The following is an 18,168-nucleotide window of genomic DNA, read 5'->3' on the forward strand; positions in this document are numbered from 1 at the left end:
ATGCGCCTTTCGAACTGGATCCGGCAGCATCTCGCCGCCCTGCGAGCACTGCTCGCGCTCACGGCGATCACCGGAATCGTGTACCCCCTGGCCGTTTTCGCGGTGGCCCAGCTGCCCGGCCTGCACGAGAAGGCGGACGGGTCGTTGGTCGAGGTGAACGGGACGACCGTGGGCTCCGGGCTGATCGGGCAGTCGTTCACCGACTCCGGCGGTGCGGCTCTGGTGCAGTACTTCCAGAGCCGTCCGTCGGCCGCCGGTGCCGGCTACGATCCGATGTCCACCGGCGCGAGCAATCTCGGACCCGAGGACATCGTCGACACCCCGGCACGCGCGAGCCTGCTCACCACGGTGTGCGCCCGCAGCAAGGAGGTCGGCGACCGTGAGGGGGTCGACGGCAGCCGTCCGTTCTGCACGAAAGACGGTGTAGGCGCGGTGCTCTCGGTGATCGGACCACGGGACCGCGATGGGGACGTTTCGCATCCCGTGCGGGTCGTCAGCGTCAACGAGGCGTGCCCGGCGCGGCCGTTCGTCGTCGCCTACCACGGCGTCCGGGTCGATTGCGCCGAACCGGGACAGGACTACTCCGCTGGGCGTGTCGTCCCGATCCGGGGTGACGCGCCCGCCGATCCGGCGGTGCCGGCCGATGCCGTCACCGCGAGCGGGAGCGGACTGGACCCGAACATCTCTCCGGAGTACGCGGCCATCCAGGTGTCCCGTGTCGCGAAGGCGCGCGGAATCTCGGAAGACCAGGTGCGTGCCCTGGTGGACGAGCACACCAGCGACCGGACGCTGGGATTCCTCGGTGAGCCGCGGATAGACGTCCTCCAGGTGAATCTGGATCTGGATCGCCGGTATCCCTACCGCGGATGACCCGCGCGGTGCAGCCGTGTGCCGCCCGAAGCGCTCAGTGGCCGCGGGCTATCCAGTCGGCGAGGAAAGGTTTCTCCGCGCCGATGGTCGTGGAATCGCCGTGTCCGGTATGGACCGTGGTCTCGTCCGGGAGCGTCAGCAGGCGTTCGCGAATCGACTCGATGATCGTGCCGAAATCGGAGAACGAGCGGCCGGTCGCGCCGGGCCCACCGGCGAACAACGTGTCGCCGGTGAACACGACCTTCGCGTCGGGCAGATGCAGTGCGACCGACCCGGGGGAGTGGCCGGGTGTGTGCAGCACCTGGATCTCGCTGTCGGCCAGGGTGATCCGATCACCGTCCGCCAGTGGCCGGTATCCGGCTTCCGGATGGGTCATGCGCCACAGCGGCTCGTCTCCGGGATGCAGCAGGATCGGGGCGTTCAGCCGCTCGGCCAGTTCGGGGGCGACCGTCACGTGATCGTTGTGCCCGTGGGTGCAGACTATCGCGCGGACCGAGCGCCCGGCGACCGCCGCGACGATCGGGTCGGCGTTGTGGGCGGCGTCGATGACGACCACTTCGTCGTCACCGCCGACCAGCCAGATGTTGTTGTCCACCGCCCAGGTGCCGCCGTCGAGACAGAAGTCGCCGGAAGTGACGACGCGGTCGATCCGGGTGGTCACCAGACCACCACCGAGCGCAGCACCTCGCCGGTGTGCATCTGGGCGAAGGCCTGCTCCACCTGATCGAGGCCGATACGTTCGGTGACGAAGCGGTCCAGCGGCAGCCGTCCCTGGCGGTGCAGGTCGATCAGGCTGGGGAAGTCGCGATCCGGCAGACAGTCGCCGTACCACGAGGACTTCAGCGCGCCGCCGCGGGAGAACAGGTCCAGCAGGGGCATCTCGATGGTCATCTCCGGAGTCGGCACGCCTACCAGAACGACCGTGCCGGCCAGATCGCGGCCGTAGAACGCCTGCTTCCAGGTCTCCGGCCGACCGACGGCGTCGATGACGACGTCGGCGCCCCACCCGTCGGTGTACTCCCGAATCTTCTCGGCCACGTCCTCGGTGGTGGCGTCGACCGTGTGGGTGGCGCCGAAGTCGGTGGCCCAGCGCAGTTTCCGGGCGTCGCGGTCGACCGCGACGATGGTCTTCGCGCCGGCCAGACGGGCCCCGGCGATGGCCGCGTCGCCGACGCCGCCGCAGCCGATCACCGCGACACTGTCGCCGATCGAGACGTTGCCCGTGTGCAGCGCCGCGCCGATGCCCGCCATGACGCCGCAACCGAGCAGGCCCGCCACCGCGGGGTCGGCGGCCGGATCCACCTTGGTGCACTGGCCCTCGTGCACGAGAGTCTTGTCGACGAATGCGCCGATGCCGAGAGCCGGTGCCAGCTCGGTTCCGTCGGCGAGCGTCATCTTCGCGCTCGCGTTGCGACTGTCGAAGCAGTACCAGGGACGGCCCCGTTTGCACGCCCGGCACTCACCGCAGACCGCGCGCCAGTTGAGGATCACGTAGTCGCCCTCCGCCACGTGGGTGACCGCGGCGCCGACGGTCTCCACCACCCCGGCGGCCTCGTGGCCGAGCAGGAACGGGAAGTCGTCGGTGATCCCGCCTTCGCGATAGTGCAGATCGGTGTGGCAGACGCCGCACGCCTGCACCCGCACCACCACGTCGTGCGGGCCCGGATCGGGGATCACGACCTCGGTGATCTCCACCGGTGCGCCCTTGCTGCGGGCCACGACCCCGCGGACGGTCTCCGACACCTGTGCCTCCTGAGCGAGTTCGTCGGGACGCGGATCCGCCCGCTCGGCGAACCCGTGAGCTGAACACCTGTCCGTACAGCTGTTCCTGATGGAACCCTACCGCTGGATGGCGTCGAGGCTCGCGTTTCCGGCGGGAATCAGCACAGAGTTGACATTCCACTTTGGAGGGTTATGATGGAGTCATATTCCACTATGGAGGGTGGAACCGTCGATAGGACCAGGCATGGACATCTCCACTGGCACCCGCGCCTCGAATGCCGAACGCGACGCCGTGGTGCGCCTGCTCGGCAGGCATATGGCAGACGGGCGGCTCGATCTGCCCGAATACGACCAGCGCGTCGCCCAGGTGTACGCCACCACCGATCGCGAGGACCTGCGCGCGGTGCTGTCCGATCTACCGGACCTCGGCAAGGACGCCGCCGCACCGGCTACCGCGCGCCCGCGGATTCCGATCTGGCAGCGCATCGAAGGCAGCACCTGGCTCGGCGTGAGCCTGCTGGTGCTCGTCATCTGGGGCGCGATCTCGCTGAGCGTCGGCGCCTTCACCTACTTCTGGCCGATCTGGGTGATCGGCCCGTGGGGCGCGGTCCTTGCGTTCCGCATGGTGGCCGGCTTCGAGAACGGCCGTTTCACCCATCGGATGAGCTGAGCTTCGCTTCGCGGCGCTGCCACCCGGTCCATCGGGTGGCGGCGCCGTTTTCGTTCCCTACCAGCCGCGCCGGGAGGACTCGTGCGAGGTTTCGTGCCGTGATCGCTGATCGCCGCGATGGCGGCGGCCGGGCGGCGGTTGGTCGTAGGTCGGTTCCGGACCGGGGTCGGGCGGGCCGTCGCGGTAGGGAGGCTCGGGTCGCTCTCGCCGCCTGGTCCTGGGCTCGAGGTCCGCGGGCGTCTGCGGGTTATCCCTGCGCCCGGCCTGCCGACCCGTTCGCGGCCGCCGGGCATCCGCGTCGTCGTATTCCTCCGGCTGTGCGCCGGCGTGGTGCGGGTTGTCGGCGGGCGCTTGATGCCGACGTCGCGGCAGGTCGGGACGGCCCGGCGTAGGGCGGGCGAGCGGATCCGCGCCTTCGCTTCGCGGGGATCGTCGGCCCCGCCGGGCGGGTTCGGGCTCCTCGCGATCGCGGCGCGGGGGCGAAGCGTAGTCGTCGGACGAGCGTCGTCCGGCGGACCGGGGAGCGTCCCCGCGCACTCGATCGGCGTCGTGCCGCCGGGACGAGGACTGCGAATCGTCGCTGCTGCGCTGGGCGGAGCGCCTTTCGGCTCGCGCGGGCGGTGGTTCGGGGGATCGCGCGGCGGATTCTTCGCGGCGGGATCGGGCGTCCACGGCTCGGTTGGGCGTGCGCGAGGCGCCGGACGTGTCGCGCGGCGGCTTCCGGGGGGACCTGCCCGGAGGACGCCCCGGCTGGAGTACGGGCAGTTCGCGGGTTTCCTGGGTGGCGCTGACGCCCTTCTCCCGATAGGTCGCGGGAACGTCGTGCGCGCGCAGCCATGCGCCGGGGTCGTGGCGGGCTCCGGCGTCGAGCCAGGGGATGGTCTCCTCGAGCAGGTCGAGCAGGTCGCCGTGCCCGTCGCCGAGCGCGGCGCGGATGGCGGGGAATGTGTCGGGCCGGAACGTCCACTTCCATTCGGAGCGTGGCGGCGCGCCACTGTGCCCGCGGCCGTGCACGACGAGGTCACCGGAACGGGAAATCCTCACCCGCACCGTTCGCCTGCTCGATTCGATGACGAGTTCGCCCGTCTCGGTGCGGGTGACCTGTTCCGTCTCGTCGTGGTCGTCGTGGTCGTCGAATTCGCCGGGGTCGCCCTCGTCGTCCGGGTCGATGCGGCGCAGCCATTTCGTCATCGCGCCCAGCGGGAGCAGTGGCTGCCGGTCGTCCGAGGTATCGCTTCGGGTGATCCGCAATGTCCGCGCTATCCCGGCGACGAGATCGCCGCGCCCGGGTTCGGGTTGGTCGTCGTCCTCGGGGTCGGGTGCGGGCGCGGGCCGCGCGCCGACGCCGCTGCGCGCGGCTCGTCGGCCGGTGCCGTACGCCGGGTCGGCCGAGTCCCCGGCTCGGCCGCGAAAATTCCCAGAACTGGGAGTTTCATCCTCGTCGGGGTCGTCCCAGGAGGGGTGGGCGTCCTCCTCCAGCGCTCGCAGCTTGATCTCGAACCACGCGGCGGCCAGGGCGGCCGCCGCGAGGGCGACCGCGACCGCCACCTCCACCCGCACATCGCTGAGCAGAGCGCTCTTGCTGCGCTCACAGGCGTGCAGGAATACCAGGCTGCCGAGTACCAGCCCCGTGATGCGGGCAAGGCGGAACCGCGTGCTTGTCCCTGGTGAAGGGGCCGACATCGTGGTGCGCTCCCGAACGTTCCGCTGGCGAATCAGAGGGATCGTATGTGGCCGGAGCGCGCGACGTCAGTGCCAGTTCGAGACCGCCCGGAATCGGCGGACCCGCGGGCGCGGAGCGGGTATCGGATCGACCGAGCGCGTGGGTGCTTCCGCGCACCGCGGCGCGTCCTGCGCCGGGCCGGCGCAACCGGCCTGACCGGGTGCGGCCGACGCGGCCGGGAGCCGTGCCGGCAAACCTCGGGCACATCGAAATGCGCGCGAACCGGCGGCGAGTCGATAACCTACGGATGTCGCCGAACCGCCACTCGGCCGCGTGCGCCGTCGGGGCCGGGAAGCGCCCGGCACGCGACGGATACCATGACTGGTCGCCGGATGCGCTGCCTCGACCACGCAGAACGGCCGACCGCGCAGAACACGGAAAGGTCGTCGAACTTGCACCTGAAGAGCCTGACGTTGAAGGGCTTCAAATCCTTCGCGTCCGCGACGACGTTGCGGTTGGAGCCCGGCATCACATGTGTGGTCGGTCCGAACGGATCGGGTAAATCGAACGTCGTCGACGCGCTCACCTGGGTGATGGGCGAGCAGGGCGCGAAGGCGCTGCGGGGCGGCAAGATGCAGGACGTGATCTTCGCGGGCACGGCCGGGCGGGCTCCGCTCGGCCGCGCCGAAGTCACGCTGACCATCGACAATTCCGACGGCGCGCTGCCGATCGACTACGCCGAGGTGTCCATCACCCGGCGCATGTTCCGCGACGGGGCGGGCGAATACGAGATCAACGGCAACTCCTGCCGCTTGATGGACGTGCAGGAACTGCTCAGCGACTCGGGCATCGGCCGGGAGATGCACGTCATCGTCGGGCAGGGGCAGTTGTCGGCCATCCTCGAGTCGCGCCCGGAGGACCGGCGCGCGTTCGTGGAAGAGGCCGCCGGTGTGCTCAAGCACCGCAAACGCAAGGAGAAGGCGGTCCGCAAGCTGGAGGCCATGCAGGCCAACCTGGCCCGGCTGACCGACCTCACCACCGAATTGCGCCGCCAGCTCAAACCGCTGGGCAGGCAGGCCGAGGTGGCCCGCAGGGCGCAGACCGTGCAGGCCGATCTGCGCGACGCCAGGCTGCGCCTGGCCGCCGACGACCTGGTCACCCGTCGCGCGGAGCTCGCGAGTCAGCAGAGCAAGGAGGCGTACGCGCGCGAGCAGCAGATCACCGTGCAGACCGAGCTGGACGCGGCCAACGCGGCGCTGGCGCAACAGGAGTTCCAGCTGTCACGGCTGACGCCGAGCGCCGAGGCCGCCGCCCAGATCTGGTTCCAGCTGTCCGCGCTGGCCGAGCGGGTCAACGCGACGATCCGGATCGCGGGCGACCGGGCTCGGCACCTGGACGCCGCCGCTCCGGTCAGCACCGGCCGCGATCCCGAGCAGCTCGAGGCCGAGGCCGACCGTGTCGAAGCCGAGGAGGCCGAGCTGCGCGAGGCGGTCGAGATGGCCGCCGAGACCCTGGAAGCGGCCAGGGACCAGCTGGCCGAACGCGAACACGCCGCCAAGTCCGCCGAGCAGGCGCATCTGGCGGCTGTGCGGGCGATCGCCGACCGCCGCGAAGGCGTGGCCCGGCTGTCCGGCAAGGTCGACACGCTGCGGGCGAGGGCGCAGTCGGTGGACGCGGAGATCGCGCGCCTGTCGGTCGCCATCGCCGACGCCCGCCACCGCGGCGAGGCGGCACAGACCGAATTCGACGCGGTGCAGGACGAACTCGCCGAACTCGACGCGGGCGAGGCGGGGCTCGACGCCCAGCACGAGCACGCCGTGCAGGCCCTCGAACTGGCCGATCAGCGCGTCACCGAACTGCGTGAGCAGGACCGCGAGGCGAGCAAACGGGTCGCGTCGCTGAGCGCCCGCATCGAGGCGCTGGGGATGAACCTGGCCCGCCGCGACGGTGTGGCCTGGCTGGTGGAGCACCGCGAGCAGGGATTGCTCGGACCGCTGTCGGGCCTGCTGCGCGTGCACGCGGGCTTCGAGGCGGCGGTCGCGGCCGCGCTGGGCCCGCTGGCCGACGCCGTCGCCGCCGACACCGCCGAGTCCGCGCACGCCGCGATCCAAGCGCTCAAGGACGCCGACGGTGGCCGCGCCGCCGTCGTCTTCGGCACCGACAGTGGTGCGCCGCCGAAGCCGGGCGCCTTGCCCGACGGCGCCCGCTGGCTGGTCGACGTGGTGGCGTGCCCCGACCAGATGCGTGGCGCGATCGCGGCGCTGACCGCGGGAATCGCCGTGGCCGACGACCTGCCGTCGGCCCGCGTGCTGGTCTCGGCGCGGCCCGAGTTGCGTGTGGTCACCCGCGACGGCGATCTCGCAGGCAACGGCTGGTTGCTGGGTGGTTCGGATCGCGCGCCCAGCCAGCTGGAGATCCAGGCCGACATCGATGCCGCCCGGACCGAACTGGCCGCCGCGCAGCGGCGCGCCGAGGAACTCGAGGCCGCGCTGTCCGGCGCGCTCGAGGAGCAGTCCGACCGCAAGGACGCCGTCGACCAGGCGCTGCTCGCCCTGCACGAATCCGATCAGGCGCTGGTCGCGATCTACGAACGCCTGGGCAGGCTCGGCCAGACCGCCCGCACCGCGCACGCGGAGAGCGAACGGCTGCTCGGCCAGCGCGACGACGCGGAGGCGAGCCGGGAAGAGGCGCTGGCCTCGCTGGCCGAGCTGGAGGATCGCCTGCGGCACGCGGAGCTCGAACAATCCGAGGTGGACGCCGACGGTGCGGGCGCGGCGGGCACCGAATCCGCCGGGCGCGCACGGGAGGAAGCGGCGGCCGCGCTGGCCGAGGCGCGTGCCATGGAGGTCGAGGCCAGGCTTGCCGTGCGCACCGCCGAGGAACGAGCGGAATCCGTACGGGGCAAGGCGGATTCGCTACGCCGCGCCGCGCGCGCCGAACGGGAGAACCGGGCACGGGCCGAACGCGCCCAGGCCGCGCGCAAGCAGGCGGCGGAGGTGGCCGCCGCGGTCGCCGAATCCGGTGCGAAGATCGCCGCCGAACTGGAGCGCGTCGTCGGGGAGGCGGGCGCTCGGCGCGACGAACTGGTGCGCAGGCGCTCGGAGTGCGCCGCACAGGTCGAGCAGATCAAGGAGCGGGTGCGCGCGCTCACCGCGCAGCTGTCCCAGCTCACCGACGCGGTGCACCGGGACGAGGTGGCGAAAGCCCAAGCCGCGCTGCGCATCGAGCAACTGGAGGCGACCATCGCCGAGCAGTTCGGCATCGCCCTCGACGACCTGATCGCCGAATACGGTCCGGACGTGCCGCTGCCGCCCTCGGCGCTGGAGATGCAGGAGTACGAGCAGGCCAAGGAGCGGGGCGAGCAGGTCAGCGAGCCCGCCCCGATGCCGTACGACCGGCAGACCCAGGAGCGCCGTGCCAAGCGCGCCGAGAAGGACCTCGCCACCCTGGGCAAGGTGAATCCCTTGGCGCTGGAGGAGTTCGCGGCGCTGGAGGAGCGCTACAACTTCCTGGCCACCCAACTGGAGGACGTCAAGAGCGCACGCAAGGATCTCCTTGACGTCGTCGCCGAGGTCGATGCACGCATCCTTCAGGTGTTCACCGAGGCATACGCCGACGTGGAGCGCGAGTTCGTCGAGGTCTTCGCGAAACTGTTCCCCGGCGGCGAGGGCAGGCTGCTGCTCACCGACCCCTCGGACATGCTCACCACCGGCATCGAGGTGGAGGCCCGGCCGCCGGGCAAGAAGGTCAAGCGGCTGTCCCTGCTGTCCGGCGGCGAGAAGTCGCTGACCGCGGTCGCGTTGCTGGTGGCCATCTTCCGCGCCCGGCCCTCGCCGTTCTATGTGATGGACGAGGTCGAGGCGGCGCTGGACGACACCAACCTGCGCCGCCTGATCGGCCTGTTCGAGCAGTTGCGGGAGAAGAGTCAGCTGATCGTCATCACCCATCAGAAGCCGACGATGGAGATCGCCGACGCGCTCTACGGCGTCAGCATGCGCGGCGACGGCATCACCCAGGTGATCTCCCAGCGGCTGCGCGGGGAGAACCTGGCCCCGGTGGGCTGAGCCGCCACACGGTCACCCGCGGGGTCCGGGGAGGGTGACGGTGCCGGAGTCCAGATCGACCAGCGGATCGTCGCCGGAGAGGCGATCGTCGACCTTCGCGATCGCGACCCACTCCTTGCGCTCGTGGACGTGCTTGCGCGACGGCCCGAAGATCTCGTCGACTTCGGCGCCCACCGGATCACGGCGGGATCGTCTGCGCAGGCGTACCACCGTGCCGAGGGTACGCCCCGCAGCTCGATCAGCTCGATGAGCAGGGCGGATGCGGTCGAATGGATGTCGCGCGCACCAGCCCGCACACGCCGGCGGGCCGACCGGCTCGCCACCCGGCCTGGGCCGGCCGATTGTCTCTGTCGCGAAGCCCAGCGGTCGGCCGAACGGGTGTCCCGCTCATCCCGGCCGATGCACGGGCGGCAGCGGTCCGCCACCGTCGACGCGGCCCGGCGGCGTGAGCCCCCGATCGTCCGACCCGGTCACCGTCCGGTGCCCGCCTTCTCCTGGTCCAGCAGCGCTTTGATCTGCGCCGCACCGGTTTCCGCCAGCCAGGTGTCGAAGGTACGCAGTCCGGGATGGATTCGGCGGATCTCGTCCACGTCGGCGCTCCATCCGCCGGTGTGCCGCATCAAGCGCCAAGTGTTGCCGATCTCCGCGCCGATGGCGTCCGCTTCGGCTTCGGACACCTCGTGATAGCGAACGGGGTGGCCGGTCGCCGCACCGATCGCCGCGGCGGCCGCGGGCGGAGCCAGTACATCGCCCGCGAGTTCCAGGACGCGGCCGTGGAATTCGTCCGGATCGGCGAACGCCAGAGCGGCGATGTCGCCGATATCCGCGAGCGCGATGACCTTCATCGGGCCCGCGGCGGGGAACAGGTGCCGGTGCACGCCGTCGAAGATGCCGTCGACGGGCGACGTGCGCAGCAGATAGTTCTCCATGAAGCGCACCGGGCGCAGCAGGGTGTAGCGGACGCCGGCGGTGACGATCGCCTCTTCGATGCGCTGCTTGCCGGTCGCGCCCCACGATGTGTTGTCGCCCATCGAGGCGATGCCGGTGAACACGATCTGCTGCACACCGGCGTCGAGCGCCGCGCGCACGATCGCCTGTCCGCGCTCGGCTTCCAGATCGACGTCCCAGCCCTGCGCGCTGTAGGCCGCGGGCGGGACCAGGAACAGCCCGGTGACACCGGCCAGCGCCGCGGGCAAGGTTTCCGGCGCATCGAAATCGCCGACGACGAGTTCCGCACCCGCCGCGGCCAACTCGCGCGCGGCCGGCGCATGCGTGTCGCGGACCAGCGCGCGCACCGCCTTGCCGTCCGCCAGCAGCTTGCGGGCGGTCACGCCGCCCTGTTTGCCGGTGGCGCCGGTGACCAGGATGAGGGTGTGCTGAAAGGACATGCTTCGCCTTCTCTGCTCGATAGAATCGGGTTGGGTAACCCGGATTCGGACGATACGGGTGCCCCCACCCGATCCACTAGGGAACTTGTCGGAAGGCCGTAACGAAATGACCGCATCGCTCGCCCCGGCCGCGACGTCGCGCGCGGACGCCCGGCGCAATCGGGCCCGCGTGCTCGCGGCCGCACAGCGCGCCTTCGCCGAGCAGGGCGCCTCGGTGTCACTGGCCGAAGTCGCCCGCAGAGCCGGTGTAGGGGCGGGCACGGTCTATCGGCACTTCCCGACCAAGGCCGATCTGCTGGAAGCCGTGATGCAGCAGCGCATCGACGGTCTGGCGCGGCTTGCCGCCGAGCATGTCGGCGCATCGGACGCCGGGGCCGCCTTCTTCGACTTCTGCACCACCGTGATCGCCACCACGCCGGGCAACCAGGCATTGTGCGACCTGGTTCAGTCCGACGACGGCTGGCCCCGGGCGCTCTTGCAGAGCGCGGGTGTGCGGTTTCACCGCGCGCTGGACGTGCTGCTGGTAGCCGCTCAGCGGCAGGGCGCGGTCCGCGCCGACATCGGGATCGACGACGTGCTCGCGATCTTCACCGGATGCGTTGCGATCCAACAGCTTCGGAAGACCCGGGGCGGCATCGACCGTACCGCCGCAATCGTGCTCGACGCGCTGCGGGTGCGGCCGGGCGCTGCGGTCGTAACGGAACGCTCGACCGGGGACGAGGGCCGTAACGAAACGGCGGAACGTAACGAAACCGGGGGCGAGGGTTGTCCGGTTTGTCACGCGCCGGTGCCCCGTACCGGGATCGGGCGCAGAGCCAGATACTGCTCGGCGGCATGCCGCCAGAAAGCGCACCGTCGACGCGTCGCCGCGGCGCGGTAGCCGCACTGGCGCATTTGTGCCATTCGGTGCTCTGCTGAGACACGAGGCCGCTCGCGGGGTGGAGGCGGTCGCCTGCGCCGGCAGCCCCCTGGTGGCCGATCCGGGATGCTAGCGGCGACTCAGAGCAGATCGCTGACGTCGTCGGGCACATCGACGGCGTACTTGCGCAGGATGTCCATCGAGATCACTTCCAGGGCGTTCTCGTGCGTGGCGGCCAGCACCACGGGCGCGGCGACGCCGTCCTCGTGCGCGTGCAGCCATCGCACGGCCACCACGCACCACCGGTCGCCCGGTTGCAGACCGGGAAAATTGTTCTCCGGGCGCGGCGTGCTCAAATCGTTTCCGATGGACGCTTGATGTTCCAGGAATTCTGCCGTGACGACGGTGCACACGGTGTGGCTGCCCAGATCCTCCGGCCCGGTACTGCAGCAGCCGTCCCGGTAGAAGCCGGTGAGAGGATCGGTGCCGCACTCTTCCAGCGGCCCCCCAAGCACGTTTCGATCGGTCACGTCGCCGATCCTATTGTCCCTTCGCGAGAAGTTCCGCAGGACAAGAAATCTGGAGGGCTGTGTCGGTGCCCACCCGGGCGCGTCCGCGGCCCGGTACCTGCGGTGTTCGCCGAACTCGTGCGGTTTGCCCGGTGCGGCGACTCGCGCGCCCGGTGCGGCTCGGGGCCGGGTACGTGACGATCGGTCTGCAAGGATGGTTCGCGTGAGTCCCGAAGTCTGGATCCTGATCGCCGCGGTCGCCGCACTGCTGCTCGTCGTGCTCGTCGCCGGTTTCGTCCGGTACAAGCGCGGCCGCGTGTCGCTGACTCCGCCCACGCAGGACAAGGAGGTGACCGATCGGTCCGGTGGTTACACCGCGTCCGGCGGATTCGCCTTCAGCCGGGGTGGCACGGCGACCGAACCGCAACCGGTCGAGCGCACCGATACCGAAGGACAGCCGCACGTCGGCGACGACGCGGCGATCCCGCGCGACGCGCCCAGACGCGGCATCACCAACGTTCCGTTGCCGGACGCGGACGTCGCCGAGGCGCCGCCCGCCGCCGGGGCCGCGCCGGCCGAACCCGAGACGACACCACCCGCCACCGATGCGGTGGCGCCGCCGGAGCGCCCGGTCGCCGACAGCGCCCCCGTAACGGCGGACGAGACCGAGGCCGCGGACACGACCGCCGAGCCGGTCACCGCAGGCCCGGACACCGGAGCGGCTACCGACCTGGTCGCTCCCGACACGCCAGCGGGCGTCGAGGCGCCCGCCGCGCTGGAGGAGATCGAACCCACGGCCGGGCGCCTGGTCCGGCTGCGCGGACGCCTGTCCCGTTCGCAGAACGCGGTCGGCAAGAGCCTGCTCGGCCTGCTCGGCGGCGGTGACCTCGACGAGGACTCCTGGGAGGAGGTCGAGGACACCCTCGTGCTGGCCGACCTCGGCACCGCCAGCACCACGGCCGTCGTCGCACGGCTGCGTTCGGAGATGGCGGCGCGCAGCGTGCGCACCACCGACCAGGCCCGTGCCGTGCTGCGCGACGTGCTGATCGAGCAGTTGCGACCGGAGCTGGACCGCTCGGTGCGCGCGCTGCCGCACCCGGATCACCCCTCGATCCTGCTGGTGGTCGGCGTGAACGGCACCGGAAAGACCACCACCACCGGCAAGCTCGCGCGCGTGCTCGTCGCCGACGGCCGCCGCGTGCTGCTCGGCGCGGCCGACACCTTCCGCGCCGCGGCCGCCGACCAGTTGCAGACCTGGGGCGACCGGGTCGGCGCCGACACCGTCCGCGGCCGCGAGGGCGCCGATCCCGCTGCGGTCGCGTTCGACGCGGTGGCGGCGGGTATCGAGCGCGGCGTGGACGCGGTGCTCATCGACACGGCCGGGCGACTGCACACCAAGACGGGCTTGATGGACGAGCTGGGCAAGGTCAAGCGCGTGGTGGAGAAGAAGGCCGCCGTCGACGAGGTCCTGCTCGTCCTGGACGCGACCGTCGGGCAGAACGGGCTGACCCAGGCCAGGGTGTTCGCCGAAGTGGTCGACATCACCGGCGTGGTGCTGACCAAGCTGGACGGCACGGCCAAGGGCGGCATCGTCTTCCAGGTCCAGCACGAACTGGGCGTGCCGGTGAAGCTGGTCGGGCTGGGCGAAGGGGCCGACGACCTGGCTCCGTTCGAGCCCGCAGCGTTCGTGGACGCGCTGCTGGGCTGAGTCTTCCCGCTCGCAGGCCTCCTTCGAAAGGGACTGCGGCCCGCTCTGTTCCGGTCGGCGGGCCGCGGTCCATCCCGCGCCGCGGGAATGCGAGGGCGATCACACCCCGGATGTTTGCCGAGTCCTCTTCGGCGATAACGAATATCCGATTCCCGGACGGTGACCTCACAGCGCCGGAAAACGCCCGGTGTACCTGACGAAACGTAGTGGCAACACAGCTGCGCCATCCGTTCACGTAGGTGAAACACGTCAGCTCTACGGATGAAACACCGAGTAAGGACCCTTCTGTTCAGGTCCATTTGCCGGAATCGGCGGGGCCCGAGATGAGGAGGACATTAAAGTGGCTTTTCCACTTACCGGTGCACCGGATACCGGTGACACCGCATGGATGCTGGCGAGCTCGGCGCTGGTGTTGCTGATGACGCCCGGCTTGGCTTTCTTCTACGGCGGCATGGTCCGGTCGAAGAACGTGCTCAACATGATCATGATGAGCATCAGCGCCATGGGCCTGGTCGGCGTGCTGTGGTCGCTGTACGGATACTCGACGGCCTTCGGTGACAACAAGTTCGGTGTGATCGGTGACCCGACGCAGTTCTTCGGCCTGAAGGGCCTGATCGGCGGCAACTCCGTCGCCGAGGTCAAGGACGCGGCGGGCGCGGTCACCACCGAAGCGGTGAACATCCCGCTCGCCGGCACGATTCCGGCGACCGTCTTCGTCGCCTTCCAGTTGATGTTCGCCATCATCACGGTTGCCCTCATCTCGGGCGCGGTCGCCGACCGCTTGAAGTTCGGCGCGTGGCTGCTCTTCGCGGGCATCTGGTCCACGGTGGTCTACTTCCCGGTCGCGCACTGGGTGTTCGACTTCGACGTGAAGGACGCCGACGGCAACGTCGTGCACGAGGGCGGCTGGATCGCCAACAAGCTGCTCGCCGTCGACTTCGCAGGCGGCACTGCGGTGCATATCAACGCCGGTGCGGCCGGTCTGGCCCTGGTGCTGGTGCTCGGCAAGCGCAAGGGCTGGCCGACGACGCCGTTCCGCCCGCACAACCTGCCGTTCGTCATGCTCGGCGCCGGTCTGCTGTGGTTCGGCTGGTTCGGCTTCAACGCCGGTTCCGCGGTGACCTCCGGCGGCCTCGCCGGTTCCACCTTCGTCACCACCACCATCGCGACCTGCGCCGCCATGCTGGCCTGGCTGCTGGTGGAGAAGATCCGCGACGGCAAGCCCACCTCGCTGGGCGCCGCCTCGGGCATCGTGGCCGGCCTGGTCGCCATCACCCCGTCGTGTTCCTCGGTGAACGTGCTCGGCGCGCTCGCCATCGGCGTCGTCGCCGGCGCGCTGTGCGCCCTCGCGGTCGGCCTGAAGTTCAAGTTCGGCTTCGACGACTCGCTCGACGTGGTCGGCGTGCACCTGGTCGGCGGCATCGTCGGCACCCTGATGGTCGGTTTCGTCGCGGCGCCCGAGGCGGGTGCGGCCAAGACCGGTCTGTTCTACGGCGGCGGAGTCGATCAGCTGTGGCGGCAGGCGGTGGGCGCCGGTGTGGTACTTGCCTTCTCCTTCATCGCGACGCTGATCATTGCCTATATCGTGAAGTTCACCATTGGGCTGCGCGTGAGCGAGGAAGCAGAGTCGGTGGGCTTGGACGAGTCCGAGCACGCGGAAACCGCCTACGACTTCGCCGCTCTGGGTAGCACGGCACGTTCGGCCGTCAAGGAGGCATGACGAACATGAAACTGATCACCGCAATCGTCAAACCGTTCACGCTCGAGGACGTCAAGTCCGGGCTCGAGCAGGCGGGTGTGTTGGGCATGACCGTCAGCGAGGTCCAAGGGTACGGCCGGCAGAAGGGTCACACCGAGGTGTACCGCGGCGCGGAGTACTCCGTGGATTTCGTGCCGAAGGTGCGCGTCGAGGTCGTCGTGGACGACGCGTCCGTCGAGAAGGTCGTGGAGGTGATCGTGGAGGCCTCCCGTACCGGCAAGATCGGCGACGGCAAGGTCTGGGTCACCCCGGTGGAGTCCATCATCCGGGTGCGGACCGGCGAACGCGGCACCGACGCGCTATAGCGGAAACGAGTCGAGCGGCGGCCCCGCTCCCGCCGGACCTCCCGGTCGGGGCGGGGCCGCGCGCATGAATGGGCGGTGGGTTGTGGGTAGTCAGTACCAGCACGACGGTGATCCGAAGGTCACCGGAGAAGGCAACGGCAAGGTGTCCAACGGCGCGGCCGACCTGGTCCGCGCGCGCACCCAATTGCTCGACGGCGGCCAGCCGCGCAATCCCCGGCTCGACGCCGAGTCGTTGCGCCATGCCCTGGTCGACCTCTACGAACTGTGGCTCACCAGCAAGGGCGCCGAACTGGGCATCGCTTCCGACAGCGGCTTGGCCGTGGTGGCCGTCGGCGGTCTCGGTCGCGGCGAGATGCTGCCGTTCTCCGATCTGGATCTGGTGCTGCTGCACGACGACGTCGACCCGGCCCGGGTGGCCGAGGTCGCCGACCAGCTGTGGTACCCGCTGTGGGATGCCCACATCAAACTCGACCACAGCGTGCGGACCGTTCCGCAGGCGCTGCGGGTGGCTTCGGACGATCTCATCGCCGCGCTGGGCATGCTCGAGGCCAGGCACATCGTCGGCGACCAGGAATTGAGCAATCTGCTGATCGGCGGGGTGCGGAGGGAATGGCGCACCGGCATCCGCTCCAGGTTCGACGAGCTCATCGCCCAGGCCCAAGCCAGATGGGAGCGCAACGGCGAGATCGCGCACCGCGCCGAGCCCGATCTGAAGAACGGGCGCGGCGGGCTGCGCGACATCCAGCTGCTCGACGCGCTGGCCATCGCCCAGCTCACCGACGCCATGCCGGGACTGGGCCCGGACGTGCCGGGCGGCGGATTGAAGCAGGCGCATCGGCGCCTGCTCGACGTGCGCACCGAACTGCACCGCGTGGCGGGCCGGGCCCGCGACCAGCTGCGGGCGCAGGACGCCGACGAGATCGGCGCGGCCCTGCGCATCGGCGATCGGTTCGATCTGGCGCGCACCCTGAGCGATTCGGCCCGGACGGTCAGTTACTCCGTCGACGTCGGGCTGCGCACCGCGGCCAACGCGCTGCCCCGCCGGGGATTGGCGCGCCTGCGCCGGATGCCGGTACGCAGGCCGCTGGACGAGGGAGTCGTCGAGCACGCGGGCGAAGTCGTGCTGGCCAGGGACGCCCGCCCGCAGCGCGACTCAGGATTGATCCTGCGCGTGGCGGCCGCGTCGGCGCAGACCGGTCTGCCCATGTCGGCCACCACCTTGAACCGGCTCTCGGAGGACGCCCCCGAGCTACGCGAGCCGTGGCCCAAAGACGCCCTCAACGACCTGCTGGTGCTGTTGGGCGCGGGCCGCGGCACCATCGACGCGATCGAGGCGCTGGACCGCACGGGATTATGGGGCAGGCTGCTGCCGGAGTGGGGGGCCGTGCGCGACCTGCCGCCGCGCGACGTCCAGCACATCTGGACCGTCGACCGCCATCTCATGGAGACCGTCGCCTACGCGGGCGGGCTGAGCACGCGGGTGGCGCGCCCGGACCTGCTCGCCCTGGGCGCGTTGCTGCACGACATCGGCAAGGGCCGTGCGGGTGATCACAGCGTGGTCGGCGCGGAACTGGCCACCCACATCGGCCGCCGCCTCGGTCTGTGGCCGTCGGACGTCCGCACTCTCAGCGCGGTCGTGCGTCATCACCTGCTGCTGCCGGAAACCGCGACCCGGCGCGATCTGTCCGATCCGGAAACGGTGCGCTACGTCGTCGACGCGCTCGACGGCGATCCGCAACTGCTGGAGCTGCTGCACACTCTGGCGGAGGCGGATTCGCAGGCGACCGGTCCCGGCGTGTGGGGTGACTGGAAGGCGTCGCTGATCGGCGAACTGGTCCGGCGCTGCCGGTTGGTCATGGCGGGCGACCAGTTGCCGACGCCGGAGCCGATCGCACCGGAATTGGTCGAGCGGGCCCGGGCGGGCGGGGTGCACGTCGATCTGAAGCCGGGGGAGAGCAAGCACACATACGTGGTCACCGTCATCGCGCCCGACAGCTCCGGCCTGCTCTCCGACGCCGCGGGCGTGCTGGCGCTGCATTCGCTGCGCGTGCTGTCGGCCGCGCTCGGCGTCGAAGGCGCGTCCGCGGTGGACACTTTCGTCGTCGCGCCCAAATTCGGTGATCCGCCGGATCCGGGACTGTTGCGCCAGGAACTGATCCGTGCCACGGCCGGGGACCTGGACGTATCGGCGGCGCTGGCCAAACGCGAGCGCGAGGCGAGCACCATCGGCCGCAGCCGCTACGCGCAGGCGCAGCCCCGGTTGATCTGGTCGGACACCTCGGTGCCCGGTCAGGTGATCCTGGAATTGCGCGCCGAGGACCGGGTCGGCTTGCTCAGCCGCCTCGCCGCCGAGCTGGCCGATTGCGGAGCCGATGTCCGCTGGGCCAAGGTGGTCACGATGGGATCGGCGGTGGTCGACAGTTTCTGCTTGGATCTGGGCTCCGAGGACGGTCCCGCGCGCCGGGAAACGATCGAGAAAGCGCTGCTCGCGGTGGTTCCCAGAACTGCGCCGAAGCCTCCTCCGGAAGGTGTCGCGAATGCAGAAAAAGGTATTTAGCAGCAGATTTATGCGGTGATCAATCCGTTGCGAGATATTTGCTGCATCCGAACTCCCGGCTCGTGAGCCGCCCCTACGATCTAGAGCGTCCTGC

At 70.4% G+C, this 18,168-nt stretch carries 14 protein-coding genes; 8 read left to right on the forward strand and 6 right to left on the reverse strand.

Annotation, left to right across the window (positions count from 1 at the left end; translation table 11 throughout):
* Positions 1–870, forward strand: coding sequence for a potassium-transporting ATPase subunit C (locus GVY64_RS03800; protein ID WP_159838728.1), 870 nt, complete (start codon positions 1–3; stop codon positions 868–870).
* A gap of 34 nt (positions 871–904) precedes the next feature.
* Here the strand turns inward: GVY64_RS03800 and GVY64_RS03805 are convergent, their stop codons facing one another.
* Positions 905–1,534, reverse strand: coding sequence for an MBL fold metallo-hydrolase (locus GVY64_RS03805; protein ID WP_442939515.1), 630 nt, complete (start codon positions 1,532–1,534; stop codon positions 905–907).
* Positions 1,528–2,613: an S-(hydroxymethyl)mycothiol dehydrogenase gene (locus GVY64_RS03810; RefSeq protein ID WP_159838732.1), complete on the reverse strand. Its 1,086-nt coding sequence runs from the start codon at positions 2,611–2,613 to the stop codon at positions 1,528–1,530. Before GVY64_RS03810 ends, GVY64_RS03805 begins: the two co-directional genes overlap by 7 nt.
* Before the next feature lie 223 nt (positions 2,614–2,836).
* Here GVY64_RS03810 and GVY64_RS03815 point away from each other — a divergent pair, with 223 nt between their 5' ends.
* Positions 2,837–3,262, forward strand: coding sequence for a DUF1707 SHOCT-like domain-containing protein (locus tag GVY64_RS03815; RefSeq protein ID WP_159838734.1), 426 nt, complete (start codon positions 2,837–2,839; stop codon positions 3,260–3,262).
* A gap of 57 nt (positions 3,263–3,319) precedes the next feature.
* Here the strand turns inward: GVY64_RS03815 and GVY64_RS03820 are convergent, their stop codons facing one another.
* Positions 3,320–4,945 (reverse strand): hypothetical protein, encoded by a 1,626-nt coding sequence (locus GVY64_RS03820; protein WP_159838736.1) that lies wholly within the window; start codon positions 4,943–4,945, stop codon positions 3,320–3,322.
* Between the two features lie 432 nt (positions 4,946–5,377).
* On the opposite strand from GVY64_RS03820, the gene smc reads away from it, so the two are divergent.
* A complete protein-coding gene (gene smc, locus GVY64_RS03825) occupies positions 5,378–8,989 on the forward strand; it encodes a chromosome segregation protein SMC (RefSeq protein WP_159838738.1) in 3,612 nt (1,203 codons plus the stop codon).
* A 12-nt stretch (positions 8,990–9,001) separates the two neighbouring features.
* Here the strand turns inward: smc and GVY64_RS03830 are convergent, their stop codons facing one another.
* Positions 9,002–9,199, reverse strand: coding sequence for a hypothetical protein (locus GVY64_RS03830; RefSeq protein ID WP_159838740.1), 198 nt, complete (start codon positions 9,197–9,199; stop codon positions 9,002–9,004).
* A gap of 260 nt (positions 9,200–9,459) precedes the next feature.
* Entirely contained in the window at positions 9,460–10,377 is a 918-nt protein-coding gene (locus GVY64_RS03835; RefSeq protein WP_159838742.1) for an NmrA family NAD(P)-binding protein, read from the reverse strand.
* 106 nt (positions 10,378–10,483) lie between these two features.
* Between GVY64_RS03835 and GVY64_RS03840 the strand changes: the two genes are divergently transcribed.
* Positions 10,484–11,257 carry a TetR/AcrR family transcriptional regulator gene (locus GVY64_RS03840; RefSeq protein WP_159838744.1) on the forward strand — a complete coding sequence of 258 codons (774 nt, stop codon included), beginning with the start codon at positions 10,484–10,486 and terminating at the stop codon, positions 11,255–11,257.
* A gap of 119 nt (positions 11,258–11,376) precedes the next feature.
* Here the strand turns inward: GVY64_RS03840 and GVY64_RS03845 are convergent, their stop codons facing one another.
* Positions 11,377–11,766 carry a DUF2237 family protein gene (locus GVY64_RS03845; RefSeq protein WP_019048221.1) on the reverse strand — a complete coding sequence of 130 codons (390 nt, stop codon included), beginning with the start codon at positions 11,764–11,766 and terminating at the stop codon, positions 11,377–11,379.
* 193 nt (positions 11,767–11,959) lie between these two features.
* On the opposite strand from GVY64_RS03845, the gene ftsY reads away from it, so the two are divergent.
* The 4 genes from ftsY (at position 11,960) to GVY64_RS03865 (ending at position 18,074) form a co-directional block, all read left to right on the forward strand.
* The gene (ftsY, locus tag GVY64_RS03850) at positions 11,960–13,453 is read left to right on the forward strand and encodes a signal recognition particle-docking protein FtsY (RefSeq protein ID WP_159838746.1); all 1,494 of its coding nucleotides are present in this window, start codon (positions 11,960–11,962) and stop codon (positions 13,451–13,453) included.
* Positions 13,454–13,793: 340 nt separating this feature from the next.
* A complete protein-coding gene (locus GVY64_RS03855) occupies positions 13,794–15,173 on the forward strand; it encodes an ammonium transporter (RefSeq protein ID WP_236566589.1) in 1,380 nt (459 codons plus the stop codon).
* Between the two features lie 5 nt (positions 15,174–15,178).
* The gene (locus GVY64_RS03860; protein WP_159838907.1) at positions 15,179–15,517 is read left to right on the forward strand and encodes a P-II family nitrogen regulator; all 339 of its coding nucleotides are present in this window, start codon (positions 15,179–15,181) and stop codon (positions 15,515–15,517) included.
* A 64-nt stretch (positions 15,518–15,581) separates the two neighbouring features.
* Positions 15,582–18,074: a [protein-PII] uridylyltransferase gene (locus tag GVY64_RS03865; protein ID WP_442939512.1), complete on the forward strand. Its 2,493-nt coding sequence runs from the start codon at positions 15,582–15,584 to the stop codon at positions 18,072–18,074.
* Positions 18,075–18,168: the final 94 nt, after the last annotated feature.

Source organism: Nocardia sp. CY41 (assembly GCF_009829325.1).
In the GTDB taxonomy this organism is placed as follows: Bacteria; Actinomycetota; Actinomycetes; order Mycobacteriales; family Mycobacteriaceae; genus Nocardia.